The sequence below is a fragment of the Nonomuraea antri genome, assembly GCF_013283785.1.
Classification (GTDB): Bacteria; Actinomycetota; Actinomycetes; order Streptosporangiales; family Streptosporangiaceae; genus Nonomuraea; species Nonomuraea antri.
The window spans coordinates 58,603-79,669 of record NZ_JABCPZ010000018.1 but is presented as its reverse complement, the minus strand read 5'-3'; the positions used below and the strand labels follow the sequence as shown (position 1 = coordinate 79,669).

The following is a 21,067-nucleotide window of genomic DNA, read 5'->3' as shown; positions in this document are numbered from 1 at the left end:
AGGTGGTGGTGGGCGGTGGTGAGGGCGGCGCGGAGGTCGTCCGCGACGGCGTCGAAGTCGTCGTGCCACTTGCCGTCGAGCCGCCCCAGCAGCGCCCCCGCCGTGTCGCCCGCCCACGCGACATACAGCGACTCGACCGCCGGGCGGGCGCCGTCGGCGTCGAGGCGTTCTGCGGCGAAGGCGCGTACCGTCTCCAGCAGCCGCCACCGGCCCTGGCGTCGTACCACCAGGCTCTTGTCGACCAGCCGGCCGAGCAGGTCGGCGATGGCCGGGGGGCTGCCGCCGGGGGTGATCGCGAGCGCGGCGTCGAGGTCGAAGCCGCCCACGAACACGCTCAGCCGGTGGAACAGCTCGCGTTCGTCGGCCTCCAGCAGGTTGTGGCTCCAGCCGAGCACCGCGCGCAGCGAGCGGTGGCGTTCCGCGCCGCCCCGGCCGCCGGCCAGCAGCCGCAGGTAGTCGTCGAGCGCCGCCAGCAGCCCGTCGGGGCCGAGCGCGGCGCTGCGCGCGGCGGCCAGCTCGATGGCCAGCGGCAGCCCGTCGAGCCTGGCGCACAGCTCGGCGACCACGGCGGGGTCGGCCGCGAAGCCGGGGTCGGTGGCCGTGGCGCGGTCGCGGAAGAGCGCGACGGCGTCGGAGTCGAGCGGCAGCGGGGCGACGGGGACGACCCGCTCACCCGGCACGCCCAGCCGTTCGCGGCTGGTGGCCAGGATCCGGGTGCCCGGGCAGAGCGACAGCAGCCGGTCGGCGAACCCGGCCACCTCGTCGAGCAGGTGTTCGCAGTTGTCCAGCACCAGCAGCACGCGGTCGCGGCCCAGGCGGTCGGCGATCGCGTCGTCCAGGGGTTGCCCCGGACGCTCGGACACGCCGAGCGCCGCGGCCACCGCCTGCGCCACGAAGCCCGCACGCACCGGCACCAGGTCCACGAACGCGCCCCGGCGAGGCAGCACCGGCGCGGCGTCGCCCACCGAGCCGCCCTCACCGCCGATGTCGCCGGCCGCGCCGGTACCAGCCGACGTGTCGGCGGTGGCCGACGCGAGGCGGGTCTTGCCGACGCCGCCCGGCCCCACCAGCGTCACCAGCCTGGCCGCGGCGAACGCGCCGAGAATCGCCTCCCGCTCGGCCGCCCGGCCCACGAACGAGGTGCGCGCGGCGGGCAGCCCCCGCACCCCGTCGGATTCGTCAGCGGCTGCCGGGTGCGAGGCGGCGGCCTGGGCCAGGGCGGCCAGCTCGCGCCGGTCGGCGACGCCGTACTTGCGCAGCAGCGAGGAAACGTGGCTCTCGACCGTGCGCACGGAGATGTGCATGCGGCCGGCGATCTGGGCGTTGGTCAGGTACGCGCCGAGTGCCCGCAGCACCTCCGCCTCACGCTGGGACACCCCCTCCGGGCCTGGAACGCTCACCCCCTCATCATCACGCACGTAGTGACCCACCCGTCCATTCCGTGGTGAATCCGTGGTCACCACGGATGGCCCGCGGCCGCCCAACCGGAAGTCTGATCTCACCGGAACACGAAGCACTGAGGACACGACGGAACGAAAGGGCGCCGAGATGATGAGCAGGCGACTGGCGGAGAAGACGGCGGGCATTCCCGGTTTCCAGGGCGAGACGCACCTGCCCGGCGAGGCCGGCTACGAGACGGGCCGCCGTTCGCTGAACCCGGCCGTCGACGCGCGTCCGGTGCTGGTGGCCGAGGCCACGAGCCGCGAGGACGTCCGGGCCGCCGTGCTGGCCGCCCGCGAGCAGGGCCTGGCGTTCGCCGTGCAGGCGACCGGGCACGGCACCCACGTCCCGTCGGACGGCGGCCTGCTGGTCAAGACGACCGGCATGGACCGGGTGGAGATCGACGCGAACCGGGGCGTGGCCAAGGTCGGCCCGGGCGCGGTCTGGGGTCAGGTGCTGGCCGCCGCCAGGCCGTTCGGTCTGGCGCCGCTGTCCGGTTCGTCCGGCACGGTCGGCGTGACCGGCTACACCCTGGGCGGCGGGGTCGGCTGGCTGGGCCGCAGGTACGGGTTCGCCGCCGACAGCGTGCTGCGGGCCGAGGTGGTCACCGCCGACGGCCGGATCGTCACCGCGAGCCGGGACCGCGACCCCGACCTGTTCTGGGCGCTGCGTGGCGGCGGCGGCAACTTCGGCGTGGTCACCTCGCTGGAGTTCCGGCTGTACCCGGTGTCGCGGGTGTTCGCCGGCATCGTCTACTTCCCGATCGAGTCGGCGTACGACGTGCTGGCCTGTTACCGCCGCTGGGCGGCGGACGCGCCGCGCGAGCTGAGCACCGCGATCATGCTGACCCGCGTGCCCGACGGCGGCCCGATGGCGGGACGGCGCGCGCTGGCGATCAAGGTGATGCACTGCGGCACGCCCGAGCAGGCCTGGCGTGACCTGCGCCCGCTCTGGGACGCGGCCGGCCCGGCGCTGGCCGGCGAGCTGAGCCCGATCGAGTACGCCGACGCCGCCATGGGCGGCACCCCGGCCCGCTACCTGGACTTCCACCACGACCTCCCGGACGAGGTGATCGAGACGCTGGTGGCGGCGAGCGAGGAGGCGAACGTCGAGATCAGGCACTGGGCCGGCGCGATGGCCGAGCCGGGTCCCGACGCGGGCCCGGTGGGTCACCGTGACGTGCCGTTCTCGATCATCGTCAGCGAGCGGCTGCCCGGCCTCGCCGAGTCGCTGTCGCCGTACGGCACCGGCGGCACGTTCCTGAACTTCCTGGCCGACGCGAGCCGGGTCGGCACCGCGCACACGGCCGCCGACCACGCCCGGCTGGTCGCGGTGAAGCGTGCCTTCGACCCGGAGAACCTGTTCAGGCTCAACCTCAACATCGCGCCCCGATGAACCGGGTCAGCTCATGGGACGGCACCTCGATCGCCTGCCGCAGCGCGGGCGCGGGGCCGGTCCTGGTCCTGGTGGGGGACTCGCGCGGGCACGATCGTGAGGTGGCCGCGCTGGCCGGGCACTTCACCGTCGTCGGCTACGACCGGCGGGGGCGCGGCGACAGCGGCGACACCGCGCCGTACGCCCTGGCCAGGGAGATCGAGGACCTGGAGTGCGTGATCGAGGCGGCCGGCGGCACGGCGTTCGTGGCCGGCCTGGCCGACGGCGCGGCCCTGGCGCTGGAGGCTGCCCGCCGCCTGCCCGCCATCACCAGGCTCGCGCTCTGCCTCCCGCCCGCCAGGCACCCGGAGACGACGATCCCCACGCTCGTCACGGACGGCCTTTCCCCCGACACCCTGGTGGCGTTCTTCGCGGAAGCGGGAAATGGAGCGGCCCCCCGGACTACCCAAGCCGGGGGGCCTGAAAGGTACCGTCATATCACGGCGCCAGCGGCATTTAAGAGTACGGATCAGTTCTCACGAGGTGCGCTCTGCCATTGAGCCACCGCCGCACGAAGAGCGGCGGGCCGGATTTGAACCGGCATCTCAGCCATCATGGTCCGTCCTCGGTCGATCTGGCGCTCGACGGTCAATGCTGAATCTGGAGCGAGAATCTGAGTGTGAACGGCTGCCTCTGCCATTGGGCTACCGGGGCCCGAGAGTGCCCCGGAGAGGAATCGAACCTCCACTTTTCACCGTGTGTCAGCTTCAGCCTCAGCGTCAGCTTGCGCTCCATGCGCGCCCCCGCACGTAGGCGGGGGAGTTCACGACCCTACCTGAAGAGGTAGGAGAAAACAGTGGCACCGATCTTCCTGTCGTCGATCTGGGCGCCGTTGGCCTCCTCGCGGGCGAACTTCACGGCGTCCTGCAGTTTCTGCACGCGCGCCAGCAGCTCGTTGACGCGGCGCTGCGGCAGCGCGCCGGAGAAGGCGACCTTCGTCCAGTAACCGACCACGACGTCCTCGTTGTACACCTGCACCTGCGCCGGGTGCTTCTCGGTCGCCTCGGCCAGCACGTGGTTGCGCGGCACCTTCTTGGTACGGGTGGTCTTGACCGGCTCGGTGCGCCAGCTGTCGGTGTGCTCGTCCTGCGTCCAGGTCTCGGCCGGGTCCAGGGTGGGCAGCTTGCCGATGAACGTGTGCACGTCCGTGAGCTGCTTCTCCAGGAACAGCAGGTACGTCACGGGCACGTCGGTCAGCAGGACCTCGCCGTCGACCGTCACGCTCGCCTTGGCGTGGCAGTTCGCCCAGTCCTTGGTGGCGGTGACGTCGAACAGCCGGGTCAGCGCCTCGGACACGTCCTTCAGCACCGTGTCGGCCTGCACCTGCACCCGGGTCGACTCCGGCGGCAGTTGCTCGCCCTCGTCGTCGATCGGCTGGTAGGTACGCGAAATACCGGACAGCAACGGTGTCTTCTGGATCTGGTGGTAGGCATCGGCCACTTTGCGCTGGACGTCTGATTTCACGCCCTTTTCCACCGCGAGGATCTGGTTGAGCTTGGTCACGAATACGACCTTAGGGGGTGTCTCTCCCGCATCTCACCTGGTTTTTCGGAATAAGTGCGCGGAATGGGTGGGTCATGCTGCGGTATGACGCCGACTTTCATCCCTCGGTCGGTTGTCCGGGCGTCGGGAATCGCCGATGATCAAGGCCCCTGACGATTGGACTCAGAGTGCGCAAACCAGTCCTCATCCTCACCGCTCTGCTGACACTCGCCGCTCCAGCCTTACCCGCCCTGCCCGCCGCCGCGAAAGCACCGGCCGCCGCGAGCACGCCCGCCATCGCGTGGGCGCCCTGCGCGGAGGATCCCGCCGTGGAGTGCGGGACCGTCACCGTCCCCGTCGACTGGGACAATCCCGGCAGCGGGACGTTCGAGCTGGCCGTGGCCAGGCGCAAGGCCACGGATCCCGCCGCCAGGATCGGCTCCCTCGTGATCAACCCCGGCGGCCCCGGCGGCTCCGGCGTGGACGGGGTGCTCGAGCAGTGGTTCCCCTTCGGCCCCGAGGTCACCAGCCGCTTCGACGTGGTCGGCTTCGACCCGCGCGGCGTGAAGCGTAGCCACCCGATCCTGTGCTCGGCGGAGCTGGCCGCGCAGACCCCCGACCCGTTCACCACCGACCGGGCCGGCTTCGAGCGGCGGCTGGCCTTCAACGAGCGTTACCGCCAGGACTGCCGCGCACGCACCGGGCCGCTGTTCGACCACGTGGACACCGGCAGCGTGGTGCGTGACCTCGACGCGCTGCGTGCCGCGCTCGGTGACCGCAAGCTCACCTTCTACGGCACCTCGTACGGCACCCTGATCGGCCAGCAGTACGCCGACCGCTACCCGCACCGGGTGCGGGCCCTGGCGCTCGACAGCACCGTGGACCACACGCTCGACACCGCCGGGTGGGTCGGCACCGGGGCCTGGGGCGCCGAGGACGCCTTCGACGAGTTCGTCGCCTGGTGCGACACCTCCACCGACTGCGTGCTGCACGGCACGGACGTCCGGGCGCTGTGGGCCGGTCTGATGGCCAAGGCGGAGCGCGGCGAGCTGCGTTTCCCCGGCGTCCCCGACGTGGTGGTGACCAAGGCGCTGCTCATGTTCCAGGCGTTCGGCGGCTTCTACGCGCCGGACTGGGCGGGCACCGCGGCGGTGCTGCGCTGGATCGCCGGCGGCACGCCGCCACCGGCCGGGACCCCGCTGCTCACGCCCACGACCAAGGCACCCGAGGCCAAGGCGGCCGATGAGGTGGTCAACGACGCCACCCAGGTGCTCTGCCAGGACTTCGCGCTGCCGGTGCGCGACCATCGCGAGTACGCCAGGCTGCTGCGTGCCTCGGCCAGGATCGCCCCCGACATGGCGGGCAGCCCGCTGTCGCTGACCGTGCTGGCCGCCTGTCTCGGGCAGCCGGCCCCGGTGCCGAACCCGCAGCGCCGGGCGCACGCCGACGGCAGCCCCACGCTGCTGCTGGCCAACACCCTGCACGACCCGGCCACCGTCTACCCGTGGGCGCTGAGCCTGTCGCGGCAGATCGGCCGCGAGGCCAGGCTGCTCACGCACGAAGGCTGGGGCCACGGGGTGTACGGCCGGGGAGAGTGCGCGACCGCGATCTTCGACCGCTACCTGGTGTCGCTGGTCCCGCCGCGCCGGGGAGCGCACTGCCCCGCCGTCCCGCCCGCGCAGGCACGCGCGCTGCGCACGCCGCCGCCCTTCCGCGGGCCGCTGCCGGGCCTGCCCGGCTTCACCCTGGTGACGCGCTGAGGCGGGGAGCCGGGTTACGATCACCGCGTGGCCCGGCTCCCCAGAACCTCACCCGGCGATCTCGACCCCGCCGCGCTCGCCCTGTACGAGAAGCTGACGGCGGGCCCGCGCGGCGCGTCCGTGACCGACGAGCGGGGCGGGCTGATCGGCCCGTTCGGCGCGATGCTGCTCAGCCCGCCGGTCGGCGACGCGCTGCAGGAACTGGGCGCGGCCATCCGCTACCGTTCCACGCTCACCGACCGGTGCAGGGAGATCGCCATCCTGGTGGTGGCCAACCACTGCGACAGCGCGTTCGAGCGTGAGGTCCACGAGGGGATCGGCCGCGGGCTCGGGCTCACCGAGGACCAGCTGGCCGCGCTGCGCGAGGGAGGCCCGCTCGACCTGCCCGACGCGACCGAGTCTGCGGTGCTGCGGGTCACCCGCGCCCTGGTGGCCCGCCGCGACCTGGACGAGCAGGAGTACGCGGAGCTGGCGGAAGGCGTCGTGTTCGAGCTGACCACGCTGGTCGGCTACTACACCACGCTCGCGCTCCAGCTCCGCGTCTTCCGGGTCTGACCGGTCTCAGCCGCGGCAGGCGGTTCTGAGGCCGTAGAAGAACGACAGGTACCTGTCGTGGATCGCCCGGCCGGAGATCCGCACGAACGCGTCGTCGGAGTTCTCCATGTAGGTGAAGTTCGCGCTGCCGGTGTACACCCTGGGCGTGATGTCGTCGTCGTAGAACCCGTCGACCATCATGAGCTTGGTGTGCGGGACGATGCCACCCCGGGTGCCCAGGCTGATGCGGCACGGGGTGACCTGGATGGCGCGGCCGTTGACCGTCTTGGCCAGGGTCTGCCTGATCGTGTCGTCGACGTTCTTGGTCGTGGCGCCCGCGGCGTTCTCGTAGTGCACGACGTCCACCCAGCAGTTCTCGCCGCGCAGCCGGACCAGCTCGTTCGCGATGGCCACCCGGTTCTTGTTGAACGCGGTCAGCGCCAGGCGGATGTCGGTCTGCCGGGTGACGCCGTCGGCGTCCTTGTAGCTGCACTCGATCAGCCTGAGGATGCTGACGATCGGGTCGGGGTCGCTCACCAGGCGCGGGTAGAAGGTGGCCCGGTGGGTGGACCCGGTGGGTGACGTCCAGTAGTAGTCCGGGTTGACCGCGCTGCGTCGCCCGGCCTGGAGGTCGGCGAAGTAGGTGCGGTAGGCGCCGTACACGGTGGCGTCGGTGAACGTGTACGCGTCGTTGTACGAGTTGTACAGGTACCAGTCGGACAGGTTCGACGAGGTCTGGAACACCACGTTCGGGTGCGTGACCCCGTCGACCACGATGGTGGAGAACAGCGCGAACTTGCTGTGCTGGTAGTTGCGGGCGATGCAGCCCCGGTCGACGGTGGCCTCGTTCGGGTACTCGCACCGGATGATCCACGAGCCGGCCGACTCGGAGGTGCCGAGTGCCGCGCGCAGCGAGGCGGTGACGGCGTCGTTGGCCCCGTTCTCCAGGCTGTCGAGTATCACCTTCACCCGCACGCCCCGCTGGTGCGCGGCGACGAGCTGGTCGACGATCTCGGTGGAGCGGTCGCCGTGGGCGAACTCGTGGTTGACGAATCTGATCTCGGCCCCGGCGGGCGTGGCCTTGATCAGCCGGATGAGCTGGTCCATGACCGCGGACTGCTGCGGGCTCGGGCTGCCGGGGACGCCCGAGTCGGCGGTGGGGTCGTTGAACACCGGCGCGTTGAGCACCGGCGGGCCGGTGACCTCGGCCGCCGCGGGAGTGGTGAACAGGGTGGAGGCGGCCAGGAACATCGCCAGGAACGCGAGCCGGGGGGTGCGTCTCGTCGCCATGTGGGTGGATCCCCTTTCGTGGGTGCCACATGAAGTCGAGTCACTTTCGTATTTAATACGATTATTTGTCAACCAGTCAGGCCGATTCGCGGATCACCAACTCGGTCGGCAGGATCACCGGGTCGGCCGGACCGCCCTCGAACAGGCCGAGCAGCAGCCGCACCATGGCCGCGGCCTGCTCGGCGACCGGGTGGCGGAGCGTGGTCAGCGGCGGCTCGGTGTACTTGGCCGCCTCGATGTCGTCGAAGCCGACCACCGCCACGTCGTCGGGCACCCGCCGGCCGGCCTGCCTGAGCGACTGCAGCGCGCCGACCGCCATCAGGTCGTTGGCCACGAAGACGGCGTCGAGGTCGGGGTCGTCGCGCAGGAGCTGCCGCATGGCCACCGCGCCCGACTCGCGGGTGAAGTCGCCCACCGCGACGATCGAGCGGCGGTCGGAGTCGCGCAGCACGTTGCGGTAGCCGGCCAGGCGGTCCTGGCCGCCGATCATGTCCTGCGGGCCCGCGATGGTGGCGATGCGCCGCCTGCCCTGCGCCACCAGGTGGCGCACCCCGGCCTCGGCGCCGCCCACGTTGTCGTTGTCGACGTACGGGATGTCGACGGGGACGGCGGGCCGGCCGTAGGAGACGACCGGCACGCGCAGGCGCGACAGCGCGGACGGCAGCGGGTCGGCGCCGTGCATGGAGATGAGCATGACCCCGTCGACGTGCCCGCCGGCGATGTAGCGCTCCACCCGGGCGTGGCTCTTGGGCGAGGCCGCCAGCATGAGCACGACCTGCTTGTTCACCGACTCCAGCTCCATCGAGGCGGACCTGATGGCGGTGGAGAACATCGGATCCTCGGAGAAGACCCGGGTGCCAGGCTCCGACACGACCAGGGCGATGGAGTCGGTGCGCTGGGTGACCAGGCTGCGCGCGGCCGAGTTGGGTACGTAGCCCAGCTCGTCGATGGCGCGCAGCACGGCGTCACGGATCTGCGGGGCGACCGTGGTCTGCCCGTTGACGACCCGGGAGGCGGTGGCGCGCGAGACGCCCGCCCGGGCGGCGACCGCCTCCAGGGTGGGACGTCTCATGACTGCACCAAAGGGGAATCCACGCAAAAAAATCTACAGCCCGTTCGCGGCGATGACGTCGCGGAACCACAGCGCGCTGTCCTTCGGCACCCGGCTCAGCGAGGCGTAGTCCACGTGCACGATGCCGAACCTGCGCCGGTAGCCCTCGGCCCACTCGAAGTTGTCCAGCAGCGACCAGACCAGGTAGCCTCGCAGGTCCGCACCCGACTCGATGGCCCGGTGCACCTCGCGCAGGTGCCCGTCCAGGTACGACACGCGCTCGGCGTCGTGCACCCTGCCGTCGTCCAGCACGTCGTCGAAGGCCGCGCCGTTCTCCGTGATCATGAGGCCGACCTGCGGATAGTCCTTCGACAGGCGTACCAGCAGGCGCGACAGGCCGTCGGGGACGATCGGCCAGCCCATGGCGGTGGTGGGCGCGTCGGCGGGGGCGAACCTGACGTCCTCCGAGCCCGGCCAGGCGGCGTCGGCGGGCAGTCCCGGGCCGGACTCCACCACGCACGGGTTGTAGTAGTTGATGCCGACCAGGTCGATCGGCGCGTTGATGATCTCCAGGTCGCCGTCCTGGATGTGGCCGGTGCCGCCGTTGCGCTCGGCCGCCGCCAGGACCTCGGCCGGGTAGCGGCCGTACAGCGCCGGGTCGAGGAACTGCCTGGTCAGCAGCGCGTCGATGCGGCGGGCGGCGGCGGCGTCGGCCTCGCCGGGCACCGCGGACGGGTCGTTGACCTGGGCGGGGGTGAGCACCGGCGCCGAGTTGACCACCAGCATGATGCTCTCGGCGCCCGCCTCGCGCAGCCGCCGCGCGGCCAGGCCGTGGCCGAGCAGCAGGTGGTGCGCCGCGCGCATCGCGTCGGCCGGGTTGGTGCGGCCCGGCGCGTGCACGCCGTTGCCGTAGCCGAGGAACGCCGCCACCCACGGCTCGTTCAGCGTGGCCCAGTGCGTGACGCGGTCGCCCAGCCTGGCGTGGACGGCCTGGGCGTAGTCGGCGAACCGGTAGGCCGTGTCGCGATCGGTCCAGCCGCCGCGGTCCTCCAGGGCCTGGGGCAGGTCCCAGTGGTAGAGCGTGACGTACGGCGCGATGCCGGCGGCCAGCAGTTCGTCCACGAGCCGGTCGTAGAAGGCCAGCCCGCGCGGGTTGATCGCGCCGGCGCCGTCCGGCTGGACGCGCGGCCAGGCCACCGAGAACCGGTAGGCGGCCAGCCGCAGCTCGCGCATCAGCGCGACGTCGTCCTTGAAGCGGTGGTAGTGGTCGCAGGCCACGTCGCCGGTGTCGCCGCCGGCCACGTTGCCGGGAGTGTGGGAGAAGGTGTCCCAGATCGACTGGCCCCGCCCGTCCTCCTTGACCGCCCCCTCGATCTGGTACGAGGCCGTCGCGGCACCCCAGACGAAGTTTTCCGGGAAAATCATCCCTTTACCGCCCCTTGCATGATTCCACCGATGATTTGCTTGCCGAACAGGGCGAAGACGGCCACCAGCGGCAGGGTTCCCACCGCGGTGCCGGCCAGGCCCAGCACGTAGTCGTTGACGTAGCCGCTGGCCAGCGTGGACAGCGCGACCTGGACGGTCGGACTGTCCGGGGTCAGCGCGATCAGCGGCCAGAAGTAGTCGTTCCAGGCCGACATGAACGTCAGCATGCCGAGCACCGCCGCGGCCGGCCGGGCCGCGGGCAGCACGACGTGCCAGAACAGGCCCCAGGTGGTGCAGCCGTCGACGCGGCCCGCCTCCAGCAGCTCGGTCGGCAGCGCCCTGGTCAGGTACTGGGTCATGAAGAACACGCCGAACGCGTTGACCAGCGCGGGCACGATCAGCGCGTAGTTGGTGCCGGTCCACTCCAGCTTCACCATGAGCATGTAGAGCGGGATGATGCCGAGTTGCGCCGGCACCATCATGGTGGCCACCGTGATCACCAGCAGGACGTTCTTGCCCCTGAACCTCAGCTTGGCGAAGGCGAACCCGGCCAGCGTCGAGAAGAACATCACCGCGATCGAGATCGACCCGGCCACGATGACCGAGTTCATCAGCGCGAGCCCGAACGGCACCGTGTCGAAGACCCTGGCGACGTTGGCGAAGAAGTTGCCGCCGGGCAGCAGCGGCGGCGGCACCTGGGCCAGCGCCGAGTTGTGCCTGGAGGCCACGACCACGCTGTAGTAGAGCGGGAACGCCGAGAAGAACGCGACCGCGACCAGGGTCAGGTAACGCAGTCTCATAGCAGCCCGCCCTTCATCCTGCGGCTGATCAGGAAGTTGATCCCGGCCACGAGCACCACGACCAGGAACATCAGCCACGAGGCGGCCGAGGCGTAGCCGAAGTCGAACGTCGAGGTGGCGAAGCCCTGCTCGTAGACGAACAGCGCGAGCGTCTGGAACTGCCTGTCGGTGCCGCCGGTCGCGCCGCCGCCGCCCCCGGCGCCGCTGCTCTGACCGAACAGCAGCGGCTCGGCCATGATCTGCATGGCGCCGATGGTCGAGACGATGACCACGAAGATGATCGTCGGCCGGATCATCGGCAGCGTGATGCTGCGCAGCTGCTTGAACGTGCTCGCGCCGTCCAGGGTGGCGGCCTCGTACAGCTCGCGCGGCACGGCCTGCATGGCGGCCAGGAAGATCAGCGCGTTGTAGCCGGTCCAGCGCCACATGATCATCACGGACAGGGCGACGTGCGAGGTCGCGGTGCCCGCCGCCCAGTCGATCTTGCCGGCGCCGAACCAGCCCAGCATCCAGTTGATCATGCCGAAGTCGCGGCCGAAGAGCTGGCTGAAGATGACCACCACCGCGACCACGCTGGTGACGTTGGGCAGCAGCAGCGCGATCCGGAACATCGTCTGGAACCGCAGCCGCCGGTTGAGCAGGTGGGCCAGCCAGATGGCCAGCGCGAGCTGCGGCACGGTCGAGATCACGCCGATCGACAGCGTGTTGAACGTGGCGTTCCAGAAGTACTCGTCGGCCAGGAGCGTCGAGTAGTTCTCAAGGCCGATGAACTCCTGCGTCTCCGACAGCAGCGTCCACTCGTGCAGGCTCACCCAGGCCGTGTAGACCAGCGGGAAGATCCCGAACGCGCAGAACAGCAGGAAGAACGGCGCCACGTAGGCGTACGGCGACACCCTCATGTCGAGGGTGTGCCGCACGCCCCGCCCGCGCCTACGCGTGACCGCGAGGGGAAGGGTGCTCATTTGATCTTCTTGACGTCCTCGAGCACCTGGGCCCATGCCTCGTCCGGCGTCTGCTTGCCCTGCTCGACGCGGCCGAGGCCGTTGCCGATGGCCACCCGCACGTCGCCCTCCTTGGGGCCCAGGTGCTGCGGCTTGAGCGCCTTGGCCGCCTCGGAGTAGATCTTGCCGATCGGCGCGTCACCGAAGAACGGCTTGGTGAAGTTCTGGATCGACGGGTCGTCGTAGAGCGAGGGGATCGACGGGAACGTGCCCTCCTCCTTGAACACCTTGGCCTGGTTCTCCTTGGAGGTCAGGAAGTCGATCAGCTCGGCCGCCTCCTTGGGGTGCTTGCTCTGCTTGGGCACCATCAGGTGGGAGCCGCCGCTGTTGCCCGAGCCGCCGGGCACGGTGGCGATGTCCCACTTGCCGGAGGCGTCCTTGGCCTGCTCCTGGATGAAGCCGGTCATCCAGGCCGGGCAGATGATCGTGGCGAACGAGCCCTTGGCGAAGCCGGTGTTCCACGGCGGCGAGAAGGCGGCCAGCTTGGCGGTCAGGCCCTCCTGGGTGAGCTGGTTCGACAGGTCCCAGGCCTTCTTCACGTCGGGGTTGGTGTCCACGATGATCTTGTCGGAGGTGTCGTAGAGCCCGATGGGCGCCTGGTTCACCATGGCGCGGAAGATCTCACCGGGGCTGTCCACGAACTTGGCGCCGGCCACGTTCGCCGCGGCGAACTTCTTGCCGGTCTCGATGTACTGCTCCCAGGTCGGCCAGAGCGCCGCCACCTCGGTGCGGTCCTCGGGCAGCCCGGCCTTCTTGAACAGGTCCTTGCGGTAGCACATGGCCAGGCCGCCGACGTCGGTGCCCAGGCCGAGCACCTGCTGGCCGTCCTTGCTCAGGCCCTGCTGCCACTTCCAGTCGAGGTAGTCGGCCTGCCGCTTGTCCAGCCCGTACTGCTTGAGGTCGGCGAACTTGCCGGCCTGGGCGGTGAACGTGCTGATGTAGCCGACCTCGACCGCCTCGATGTCACCCGCGCCGGCGTTGGTGGCCAGCCGCTTGACCAGGTTGTTGTGGTGGTCGTTGAACTGGGTGACGTTCTCGACGATCTCGATGTTCGGGTGCGTCTTCTTGTACTCCTCGTACAGCGGCTTGAAGCCGAAGTCGCCGAAGAGCCCGATGGTGAGCTTGATCTTCTCGCCTGGCTTGGCGCTCGCCTCTGAGGTGGCGCTCCCGCCGTCGCCGCCGCTGCCGCAGGCCGTGGCCAGCGCGAGCAGGGACGCGGTGAGCAAGGGCACGGCGATCCGCCGGATGCGAGGGGTCATGGAACCCTCCTGGGTTCAAAGCTGTGGGATCGGTGAGAGAGCGCTCTCTCAAGAGATTCGGGCCAGCGATGCCCTGCTGTCAACGGGTGTTTCGTAACGATCGGCGTTATCGAGAGAGCGCGTTCACAGATCGGCTCCCGGCGGTGAAACGCCTGGTCATGTTAGGTTAGGCTGCCCTAATATTGCTTAGGCTTTACTCACCTAACCTGGGAGTGGATGTGGCATCCTCCTCGATCCGCGCGGCCGCGGTCGCGATCCTCGCCGCCGTCAGCCTCGCCGCCTGCGGCTCCGGCGGCTCCGGTGATTCCGGTGGTGACGCGGCCGCCTCGAAGGGCCCCGTCCGCACGGTCCAGCACGAGGCGGGCACGGCCGAGGTGCCCGTCGCGCCGAAGCGGATCGTGTCCATGAGCGTGACCATGACCGGTCACCTGCTCGCGATCGAGGCCCCGCTGGTGGCCTCCCAGGCCACCGCCCCCGGCCCGATCACCGACGGCAACGGCTTCTTCAAGCAGTGGGCCGACGTCGCCACGCAGCGCGGCGTCCAGGTGCTCTACCAGGGCTTCGAGCCGGACATCGAGAAGGTCATCGCGGCCAAGCCGGACCTCATCATCGGCGCCGCCTCCGGCGCCGACAGCAGCGCCAAGGTCTACGACAAGCTCAAGGCCGTCGCGCCCACCGTGCTCTTCCGCCACGACAACGTCACCTGGCAGGACCTCACCAAGAAGCTCGGCCAGGCCATCGGCCAGGAGGCCAAGGCCACCGAGGTCGTCGCCGCCTACGACAAGCGGGTCGCCGAGGTGAAGGGCAAGATCAAGGCGTCGGACAAGGACGCCGTCGTGCTGCGTGACAACAACACCGACATCCCGGTTTTCACCGAGGCCAGCGCCCAGGGCGGGCTGCTCGCCTCGCTCGGCTTCACCATCCACCCGGTCGACCCGTCGCTGGCCGCCGAGTCGACCAAGGAGGGCGGCGGCCGTAAGGACATCGTGAACGTGGCCCAGGAGAACGTGGTCAAGGCCTTCGCCGACAGCTCGCTGTTCTTCGCCGGGCACAGCCCCGAGCAGATCGCCGCCACCCAGGCCAAGCCGCTGTGGAAGGACCTGCCCGCGGTCGCCGACAAGCGCGTCTACGACCTCGGCCTGGACGCCTTCCGCATCGACTACTTCAGCGCCTCCAACATCATCGACCGGATCGAGCAGCAGTTCGCCTGATGCGTGACGTACCGCCGAGAGTCCCCAGGCCCGCGCCGCCGCGCACGCTGCCGACCCCGCGCCTGGACGCGACCGCCACCCCGCTGATCACGGACGTCGATCCCGATCACGTGGCCGTCACGTTCCTCTGGCGCGGGCCGGCCGCCGAGGTGCGGGTCCTGGCCAACAAGCTCACCCACGACAGCGACGCCGCGCTGATGGAACGCACCGGGGACGTGTGGCACCGCACGTACCTGGTGCGGCGCGGCTGGCGCTCGTCCTACCTGCTGGCCGTGGACGGCAGGCAGGTGACCGACCCGCTCAACCCGCGGGTCTGGCAGGGCCAGTCGGTGGCCGAGACCGCGCCGCCGTCCCCGTGGCTGCGGCGCGAACGCCCGGCGCGGCCGCTCGCCCCGCACCCGCTCGGCCGGCTCTACCTGCCGGAACGCCCGGCCCAAGGCTCGCTCGTGCTGCTGGACGGCGAGAACTGGACGGACGACGCCCCGGTCATCCTGGACAACCTCATCGCGGCCGGCCGGATCCCGCCGGTGCGTGCCTGGCTGGTCGAGTCGGGCCAGGACCGGGTGGCCAGGCTGACCTGCGACGCCGCCTTCGTGGACGCGCTGCCGTACGAGGGGCCGACGGTGATCGCCGGGCAGAGCCTGGGCGGGCTGACCGCCGTGTACGCCGCGCACCGGCACCCGGACCGGTTCACCGCGGCGATCTCGCAGTCCGGGTCGTTCTGGTGGCCCGGCGGCCCGGAGCCGGAATGGCTGACCGGGGAACTGGCCGCGTCCGCCGCGCCGCCCCGGGTGCACCTGCAGGTGGGCACCCTGGAATGGGCGCTGACCGGGCCGACCGCCCGCCTGCGTGAGACGCTGCGGCCGCCGAGCACGTACCGGGAGTTCGACGGCGGCCACGACCGCTACTGCTGGCTCAACGAACTCCCCGAGGCCCTGATCGCCGCCTACGCCTGAGCGGTCAGGAACGCCACTCCCGATACAGCAGCCAGGCCAGGTAGATCCCGCCCAGTCCGCCGGTCAGCACCCCCACGGGGAGCTGACCCGGCGTGGGCAGGCGCTGGGTCAGGAAGTCGGCGGCGGTCAGCAGCAGCGCCCCCATCGCCGCCGACGACGCCACGCCCGGCCCGGGCGCCCTGGTCACGCGGCGGGCGAGCTGCGGCGCGGCCAGCGCGACGAACCCGATGGGGCCGGCGCTCGACACCGCCACCCCCGACAGGGCCACCGCGACCAGCAGCAGCACCAGGCGCAGCCGTTCCACCCGCAGGCCCAGCGCCCCGGCCGTGGCGTCGCCCATCTCCATCAGCGACAGCGACCTGCTCAGCGCGAGCACCACGGGAAGCCCGAACGCCACGGTCAGCGCGACCGGCCAGACCCGTTCCCAGCCGGCCCCGGCCAGGCTGCCGATGAGCCAGACCTTGGCGCCCTGCGACTCGTACATGTCGGCCCTGGTCAGCAGGTAGGCGATGAGCGAGTGCAGCATGGCCGTCACGCCGATGCCGACCAGCACGAGCCTGGTGCCCTTCACGCCGCGCTTGAACGACAGCGCGTACACCAGCAGGCCCGCCGCGAGCCCGCACACCAGCGCGCCCGACCAGACGCCCTGGTAGCTGGAGTCGCCGAGGACGAGCAGCATCAGCACGGCTCCGGCCGCCGCGCCCGCGTTCACGCCGATGATGTCCGGGCTGCCCAGCGGGTTACGGGACAGGCTCTGCACCACCGCGCCGCCCACGCCGAGCGCCGCGCCGACGCACAGGGCCAGCAGCACGCGCGGGGCGCGCAGCGTGTAGACGACCAGCTCGGTGCCGGCGTCGCCGTGGCCGAACAGCGTGCGCAGCGCGTCGGAGACGGACAGCGCCGAGCCGGTGGTCAGCCCGACCAGGCCCAGGACGAGGCCGAGCAGCAGCAGGCAGGCCACCACGGCCGACGCGCGCACGTGCACGCGGAAGGCCAGACCGGAGATGCGCAGGGTCTTCACGCAGTGACCGCCTTCCTGCGGCGCAGCAGGTAGATGAAGATGGGGCCGCCCAGGAACGCGGTCACGATGCCGCTCTCGAGCTCGGCCGGACGCACCACGACCCGGCCGAGCACGTCGGCGGCCAGCAGCAGGGCTGGGGCGAGCACGGCCGAGTAGGCCAGCACCCACCGGTGGTCGGGCCCGGTGAAGGCACGCACCGCGTGCGGCGCCATCAGCCCGATGAACCCGATCGGCCCGGCCGCCGCGGTGGCCGCCCCGCACAGCAGGGTGATCGCCAGCCCGGCCAGCAGCCTGGTGCGGCCCAGCCGCACGCCCAGCGCCTGCCCGGTCTGCTCGCCGAGCGCGATCGCGTTCATGCCGCGCCCGAGCGCCAGCGCCAGCGCCGTGCCCACCAGCACGAACGGCGCCACCTGCGCCACCACGTCGAGCGAGCGCCCGGCCAGCGCGCCGACGTCCCAGAACCGCCACTGGTCGAACACGCCGGAGTCCAGGGCCAGCACGCCGTTGATGCCGGCCAGCAGCGAGGCGCTGACGGCCGCGCCGGCCAGCACGAGCCTGGTCGGGTGGTGCGCGCCGAGCAGGTACACGGCGACGGACGCGATCATCGCGCCGACCAGGGAGAACCACACCCAGGTGGTCATGTCGCGAGCGTCGAGGAAGAGGATCGAGCAGACCACGGCCAGCGAGGCGCCGGAGTTCACGCCGAGCACGCCGGGGTCGGCCAGCGGGTTGCGGGTCAGCGCCTGCATGAGCGCCCCGGCCAGGCCGAGCGCGGCGCCGACGCAGATGCCGAGCAGCGTGCGCGGCACCCGGAGATCATGCACGACGGAGGCCGTCTCGCCGCCGTCTGGGTGCCAGAACTGCTGCCACACCTCTCCCGGCGGGATGGCCTGCGCGCCGACGGCTAGGCTCAAAGCGCATATAACCCCTAAAACCGCTAGGGAGAGCGCAAGTCCCGTCAACCGCATGAAATCCCTCTCTTTAGGCAAGCCTTACCTTACCTTGAACATTACGGATCTTTGGTCTTAGATTAGGCAAGCCTTACCTAAGAAGGAGAGTGATGGAGTTCCGGGACAGTCATGCGCTCGTCACGGGCGCCGGGCAGGGGATCGGCGCGGCCGTCGCCGGCGAGCTGGCCAGGGCGGGAGCCGCGGTCACGCTCGTCGACGTGGACGCGGACCAGGCCGAGAAGGTCGCCTCCCAGCTACGGTGGGACGGCCTGCGCGCCACCGCGCGCGCCGCCGACGTCAGCGATTCCGCCGCGGTCGAAACGGCGATAGAGGCGGCCGAAACCGAATTCGGCCCCCCAGGCATCGTCGTGAACGTGGCCGGTGTGCTCCACCTCGGACCCGTCGCCGACTTCGCGGACTCCGACTGGGAGCACGTGTTCTCGGTCAACACCCGCGGGGTCTTCCACACCTCCAGGGCCGCCGCCCGCCGGATGATCCCGCACCGCCGGGGCGTGATCATCACGGTCGGCTCGAACGCGGCCCGCGTGCCACGCGCGCACATGGCCGCGTACGCCGCCTCCAAGGCCGCGGCCACCATGTTCACCAAATGCCTCGGCCTGGAACTGGCGCCGTACGGCATCAGGTGCAACGTGGTCGCCCCCGGATCGACGGACACCGCGATGCAGCGCGCCATGAAGGGCGACCCGATCTGGGGCGCGCCCGAGATGTACCGCGTGGGCATCCCGCTCGGCCGGATCGCCGAGCCCGCCGACATCGCCGACGCCGTCATGTTCCTCGCCTCCGACCGGGCGCGGCACATCACCCTGCACGATCTCTACGTGGATGGCGGAGCCTCCCTGTGACCATAGACGAGTTCTTTCTCGCCTCGCCGCGCGGCACCCTGCTCGCCGGTGACATCTACTTCGCCGTGCCGCCCTCGGCCCGCGCGAACGGACTGGCCGACCTGCCGGCCCGGGTGCACGGCGTGCTCGGCGTCGCGCTGGCGGCCGGGCACGACGCGCCGATCGTGGTCGGGGCCATCCCGTTCGCGCCCGACGCGCACGCCCACCTGTTCGTCCCCCAGTGGGTACGCCACGAACCCCCGCTGGCCGGCCGCGAGCACCAGCCGGGACCCACGCTCGACCCGGACGACTCCGAGCAGATCCCGCCGCCGCACGACTACGCCGAGGCCGTGCGCCAGGCCGTCGACCGGCTGCGCGCCGGAGACCTGGACAAGGTCGTGCTGGCCAGGTCGCTGACCGTGCCCTTCGAAGGAGACCTCGCGCCGCTGGTCGCCGCCCTGGCCGAACGCGACCCCACCGGCTACACGTTCGCCGCCGCGCTGCCCGGCGGCCGCACGCTGCTCGGCGCCAGCCCGGAACTGCTCGTCTCGCGCTTCGGCCCGACCGTGGTGGCCAACCCGCTGGCCGGGTCGGTGCCCGCGGACGGCGACCCGACCGCGCTGCTCAGCTCGGCCAAGGACCTGCACGAGCACGCGCTGGTGGTGGACGCGGTCGCGGCGGCGCTGCAGCCGTACTGCGTCAAGCTGGACGTGCCCGAGCGGCCCTCGCTGGTGCGGACGGCGGCCATGTGGCACCTGTCCACCCGCATCACCGGCGAACTGGCCGACCCGGAGACCAGCTCGCTGGCGCTGGCCTGCGCGCTGCACCCGACCCCGGCCGTCTGCGGCACGCCCACCGAGGCGGCCAGGCGGCTGATCGCCGAGCTGGAGCCGTTCGACCGGGGCTTCTACACCGGTCTGGTCGGCTGGCAGGACGCCAAGGGCGACGGCGAGTGGGTGGTGGCGATCCGCTGCGCGGTCGCCGACGGCAGCGCGCTCACCCTGTACGCCGGCGCGGGCATCGTGGCCGACTCCGACCCCGACGCCGAGCTCGCCGAGACCTCGGCCAAGTTCCGCACCGCGCTGGGAGTGCTGCATGTGGCCCGATGACTTCGCCGCCCGCTACCGCGCCGCGGGCTACTGGACCGGGCAGACGTTCGGCGCGTGGCTGCGCGAGCTGGCCGAGGAGCACGGCGAGCGGGAGGCCGTCGACCGGCTGAGCTACGCCGAGCTGGACGCCAGGGCCGACCGGCTGGCCGCCGGGCTGCACGGGCTCGGCCTGCGCCGCGGCGACCGGGTCGTGGTCCAACTGCCGAACGGCACCGCGTTCTTCGAGGTGATCTTCGCGTTGTTCCGGCTCGGCGCGCTGCCGGTCTTCGCGCTGCCCGCGCACCGCGAGAACGAGGTCACCCACCTCGTCACGCACAGCGCGGCCACCGCCTACCTGACCACCCGCGACCTGGAGGTCAAGGTCGAGGTCGGCCAGGTGATCCACGCCGACGAACTGCCGTACGCCGAGCCGATCGAGCTCGACGGCCCCGCCGCGGGCGACGTGGCGTTCCTGCAGCTTTCCGGCGGCAGCACCGGGCTGCCCAAGCTGATCCCGCGCACCCACGACGACTACCTCTACAGCGTCAGGGCCAGCGCCGGGATCTGCGAGCTCGACAGCTCGACCGTCTACCTGTGCGCGCTGCCCGTGGCGCACAACTTCCCGCTCAGCTCGCCCGGCGTGCTCGGCGTGCTGCACGCCGGCGGCCGGATCGTGATGGCGCCCAGGCCCACGCCGGAGACCGCGTTCCCGCTGATCGAGCGGGAGCGGGTGACGATCACCGCGCTCGTGCCGCCGCTGGCGCTGGTCTGGCTGGAGGCCGCCAAGCGCGCACAGCACGACCTGTCGAGCCTGAAGCTGCTGCAGGTGGGCGGCGCGCGGCTGGCCACGGAGGCAGCTCGCCGGGTCGGTCCCGAGCTGGGCTGCCGGCTGCAGCAGGTGTTCGGCATGGCCGAAGGGCTGGTCAACTACACCCGCGCGAACGACCCGGACGAGATCGTGGAGACCACCCAGGGCCGTCCGATCTCGCCCGACGACGAGATCCTGGTCGTGGACGCCCACGACCGGCCCGTCGCCCCCGGCGAGATCGGCCACCTGCTCACCCGCGGCCCGTACACGATCCGCGGCTACTACCGAGACTCCGACCCCGCCGCGTTCACCGCCGACGGCTTCTACCGCACCGGCGACCTGGTGCGGCTGACCCCCACGGGACACCTGGTGGTCGAGGGCCGGGCCAAGGAAGTGATCAACCGGGGCGGCGAGAAGGTGTCGCCAGAGGAGGTCGAGGAGCACCTGCTGGCGCACCCGGCGGTGCGCGACGCGGCCGTCGTCGCCGTGCCCGACCCCTACCTGGGCGAACGCACCCACGCGTTCGTCGTCCCGCTGGGCGAGGCCCCGACGGGCGCCGAGCTCAGGAAGTTCCTGCGGGCCCGCGGGCTGGCCGTGTACAAGCTGCCCGACCGGACGGAGTTCGTCGACGGCTTCCCCGCCACCGGGGTCGGCAAGACCAGCAAGAAGGATCTGCGCGCCGCGCTGCGAGCGCGCCTGGAAGGAGGCATCTGAC

The 21,067-nt window shown here is 71.4% G+C and carries 19 protein-coding genes; 9 read left to right on the top strand and 10 right to left on the bottom strand.

The window, feature by feature from the left end:
• A partial coding sequence (locus HII36_RS09165; protein ID WP_217369312.1) for an ATP-binding protein occupies positions 1-1,400 on the bottom strand: 1,400 nt, incomplete at its 3' end.
• A 148-nt stretch (positions 1,401-1,548) separates the two neighbouring features.
• On the opposite strand from HII36_RS09165, the gene HII36_RS09160 reads away from it, so the two are divergent.
• Together HII36_RS09160 and HII36_RS09155 are read left to right on the top strand one after the other, a co-directional pair.
• Entirely contained in the window at positions 1,549-2,835 is a 1,287-nt protein-coding gene (locus tag HII36_RS09160; RefSeq protein WP_173522654.1) for an FAD-binding oxidoreductase, read from the top strand.
• A complete protein-coding gene (locus tag HII36_RS09155) occupies positions 2,832-3,374 on the top strand; it encodes an alpha/beta fold hydrolase (protein WP_173522653.1) in 543 nt (180 codons plus the stop codon). The genes HII36_RS09160 and HII36_RS09155 overlap by 4 nt, the downstream gene beginning before the upstream one ends.
• A 271-nt stretch (positions 3,375-3,645) precedes the next feature.
• Here HII36_RS09155 and HII36_RS09150 read toward each other — a convergent pair whose 3' ends face one another.
• Entirely contained in the window at positions 3,646-4,377 is a 732-nt protein-coding gene (locus tag HII36_RS09150; RefSeq protein WP_173522652.1) for a DUF7873 family protein, read from the bottom strand.
• A gap of 167 nt (positions 4,378-4,544) precedes the next feature.
• On the opposite strand from HII36_RS09150, the gene HII36_RS09145 reads away from it, so the two are divergent.
• Positions 4,545-6,116 carry an alpha/beta fold hydrolase gene (locus HII36_RS09145; RefSeq protein WP_173522651.1) on the top strand — a complete coding sequence of 524 codons (1,572 nt, stop codon included), beginning with the start codon at positions 4,545-4,547 and terminating at the stop codon, positions 6,114-6,116.
• Positions 6,117-6,143: 27 nt separating this feature from the next.
• A complete protein-coding gene (locus tag HII36_RS09140; RefSeq protein ID WP_328807649.1) occupies positions 6,144-6,671 on the top strand; it encodes a carboxymuconolactone decarboxylase family protein in 528 nt (175 codons plus the stop codon).
• Between the two features lie 6 nt (positions 6,672-6,677).
• Here HII36_RS09140 and HII36_RS09135 read toward each other — a convergent pair whose 3' ends face one another.
• From HII36_RS09135 to HII36_RS09110, 6 genes are all read right to left on the bottom strand, one after another.
• Positions 6,678-7,940 carry a phospholipase D-like domain-containing protein gene (locus HII36_RS09135; RefSeq protein WP_173522650.1) on the bottom strand — a complete coding sequence of 421 codons (1,263 nt, stop codon included), beginning with the start codon at positions 7,938-7,940 and terminating at the stop codon, positions 6,678-6,680.
• 76 nt (positions 7,941-8,016) lie between these two features.
• Complete coding sequence (locus tag HII36_RS09130; RefSeq protein ID WP_173522649.1) at positions 8,017-9,012, bottom strand: LacI family DNA-binding transcriptional regulator; 996 nt, start codon at positions 9,010-9,012, stop codon at positions 8,017-8,019.
• 33 nt (positions 9,013-9,045) lie between these two features.
• Entirely contained in the window at positions 9,046-10,416 is a 1,371-nt protein-coding gene (locus tag HII36_RS09125) for a GH1 family beta-glucosidase (RefSeq protein ID WP_173522648.1), read from the bottom strand.
• Positions 10,413-11,216 (bottom strand): carbohydrate ABC transporter permease, encoded by an 804-nt coding sequence (locus tag HII36_RS09120; protein ID WP_173522647.1) that lies wholly within the window; start codon positions 11,214-11,216, stop codon positions 10,413-10,415. Before HII36_RS09120 ends, HII36_RS09125 begins: the two co-directional genes overlap by 4 nt.
• Complete coding sequence (locus tag HII36_RS09115) at positions 11,213-12,178, bottom strand: carbohydrate ABC transporter permease (RefSeq protein WP_173522646.1); 966 nt, start codon at positions 12,176-12,178, stop codon at positions 11,213-11,215. The genes HII36_RS09120 and HII36_RS09115 overlap by 4 nt, the downstream gene beginning before the upstream one ends.
• Positions 12,175-13,476, bottom strand: coding sequence for an ABC transporter substrate-binding protein (locus HII36_RS09110; protein WP_173522645.1), 1,302 nt, complete (start codon positions 13,474-13,476; stop codon positions 12,175-12,177). Before HII36_RS09110 ends, HII36_RS09115 begins: the two co-directional genes overlap by 4 nt.
• Positions 13,477-13,694: 218 nt before the next feature.
• On the opposite strand from HII36_RS09110, the gene fepB reads away from it, so the two are divergent.
• The gene (gene fepB / locus HII36_RS09105) at positions 13,695-14,687 is read left to right on the top strand and encodes a Fe2+-enterobactin ABC transporter substrate-binding protein (RefSeq protein ID WP_217369311.1); all 993 of its coding nucleotides are present in this window, start codon (positions 13,695-13,697) and stop codon (positions 14,685-14,687) included.
• On the top strand, positions 14,687-15,643 hold the full coding sequence (locus HII36_RS09100) for an alpha/beta fold hydrolase (protein ID WP_173522643.1): 957 nt from the start codon (positions 14,687-14,689) through the stop codon (positions 15,641-15,643). The genes fepB and HII36_RS09100 overlap by 1 nt, the downstream gene beginning before the upstream one ends.
• A gap of 4 nt (positions 15,644-15,647) precedes the next feature.
• Here the strand turns inward: HII36_RS09100 and HII36_RS09095 are convergent, their stop codons facing one another.
• Both HII36_RS09095 and HII36_RS09090 read right to left on the bottom strand, forming a co-directional pair.
• Complete coding sequence (locus HII36_RS09095) at positions 15,648-16,664, bottom strand: FecCD family ABC transporter permease (RefSeq protein WP_173522642.1); 1,017 nt, start codon at positions 16,662-16,664, stop codon at positions 15,648-15,650.
• Entirely contained in the window at positions 16,661-17,578 is a 918-nt protein-coding gene (locus HII36_RS09090) for a FecCD family ABC transporter permease (protein WP_236003317.1), read from the bottom strand. The genes HII36_RS09095 and HII36_RS09090 overlap by 4 nt, the downstream gene beginning before the upstream one ends.
• Before the next feature lie 146 nt (positions 17,579-17,724).
• Here HII36_RS09090 and HII36_RS09085 point away from each other — a divergent pair, with 146 nt between their 5' ends.
• Genes HII36_RS09085 through HII36_RS09075 form a run of 3 tightly spaced genes read left to right on the top strand, consistent with a single transcriptional unit; the run spans position 17,725 to position 21,066 of the window.
• Positions 17,725-18,477 carry a 2,3-dihydro-2,3-dihydroxybenzoate dehydrogenase gene (locus tag HII36_RS09085; RefSeq protein WP_173522640.1) on the top strand — a complete coding sequence of 251 codons (753 nt, stop codon included), beginning with the start codon at positions 17,725-17,727 and terminating at the stop codon, positions 18,475-18,477.
• Positions 18,474-19,565 carry an isochorismate synthase gene (locus HII36_RS09080; RefSeq protein ID WP_173522639.1) on the top strand — a complete coding sequence of 364 codons (1,092 nt, stop codon included), beginning with the start codon at positions 18,474-18,476 and terminating at the stop codon, positions 19,563-19,565. Before HII36_RS09085 ends, HII36_RS09080 begins: the two co-directional genes overlap by 4 nt.
• Positions 19,552-21,066 (top strand): (2,3-dihydroxybenzoyl)adenylate synthase, encoded by a 1,515-nt coding sequence (locus HII36_RS09075; RefSeq protein WP_173522638.1) that lies wholly within the window; start codon positions 19,552-19,554, stop codon positions 21,064-21,066. Before HII36_RS09080 ends, HII36_RS09075 begins: the two co-directional genes overlap by 14 nt.
• Position 21,067 lies beyond the last annotated feature (1 nt).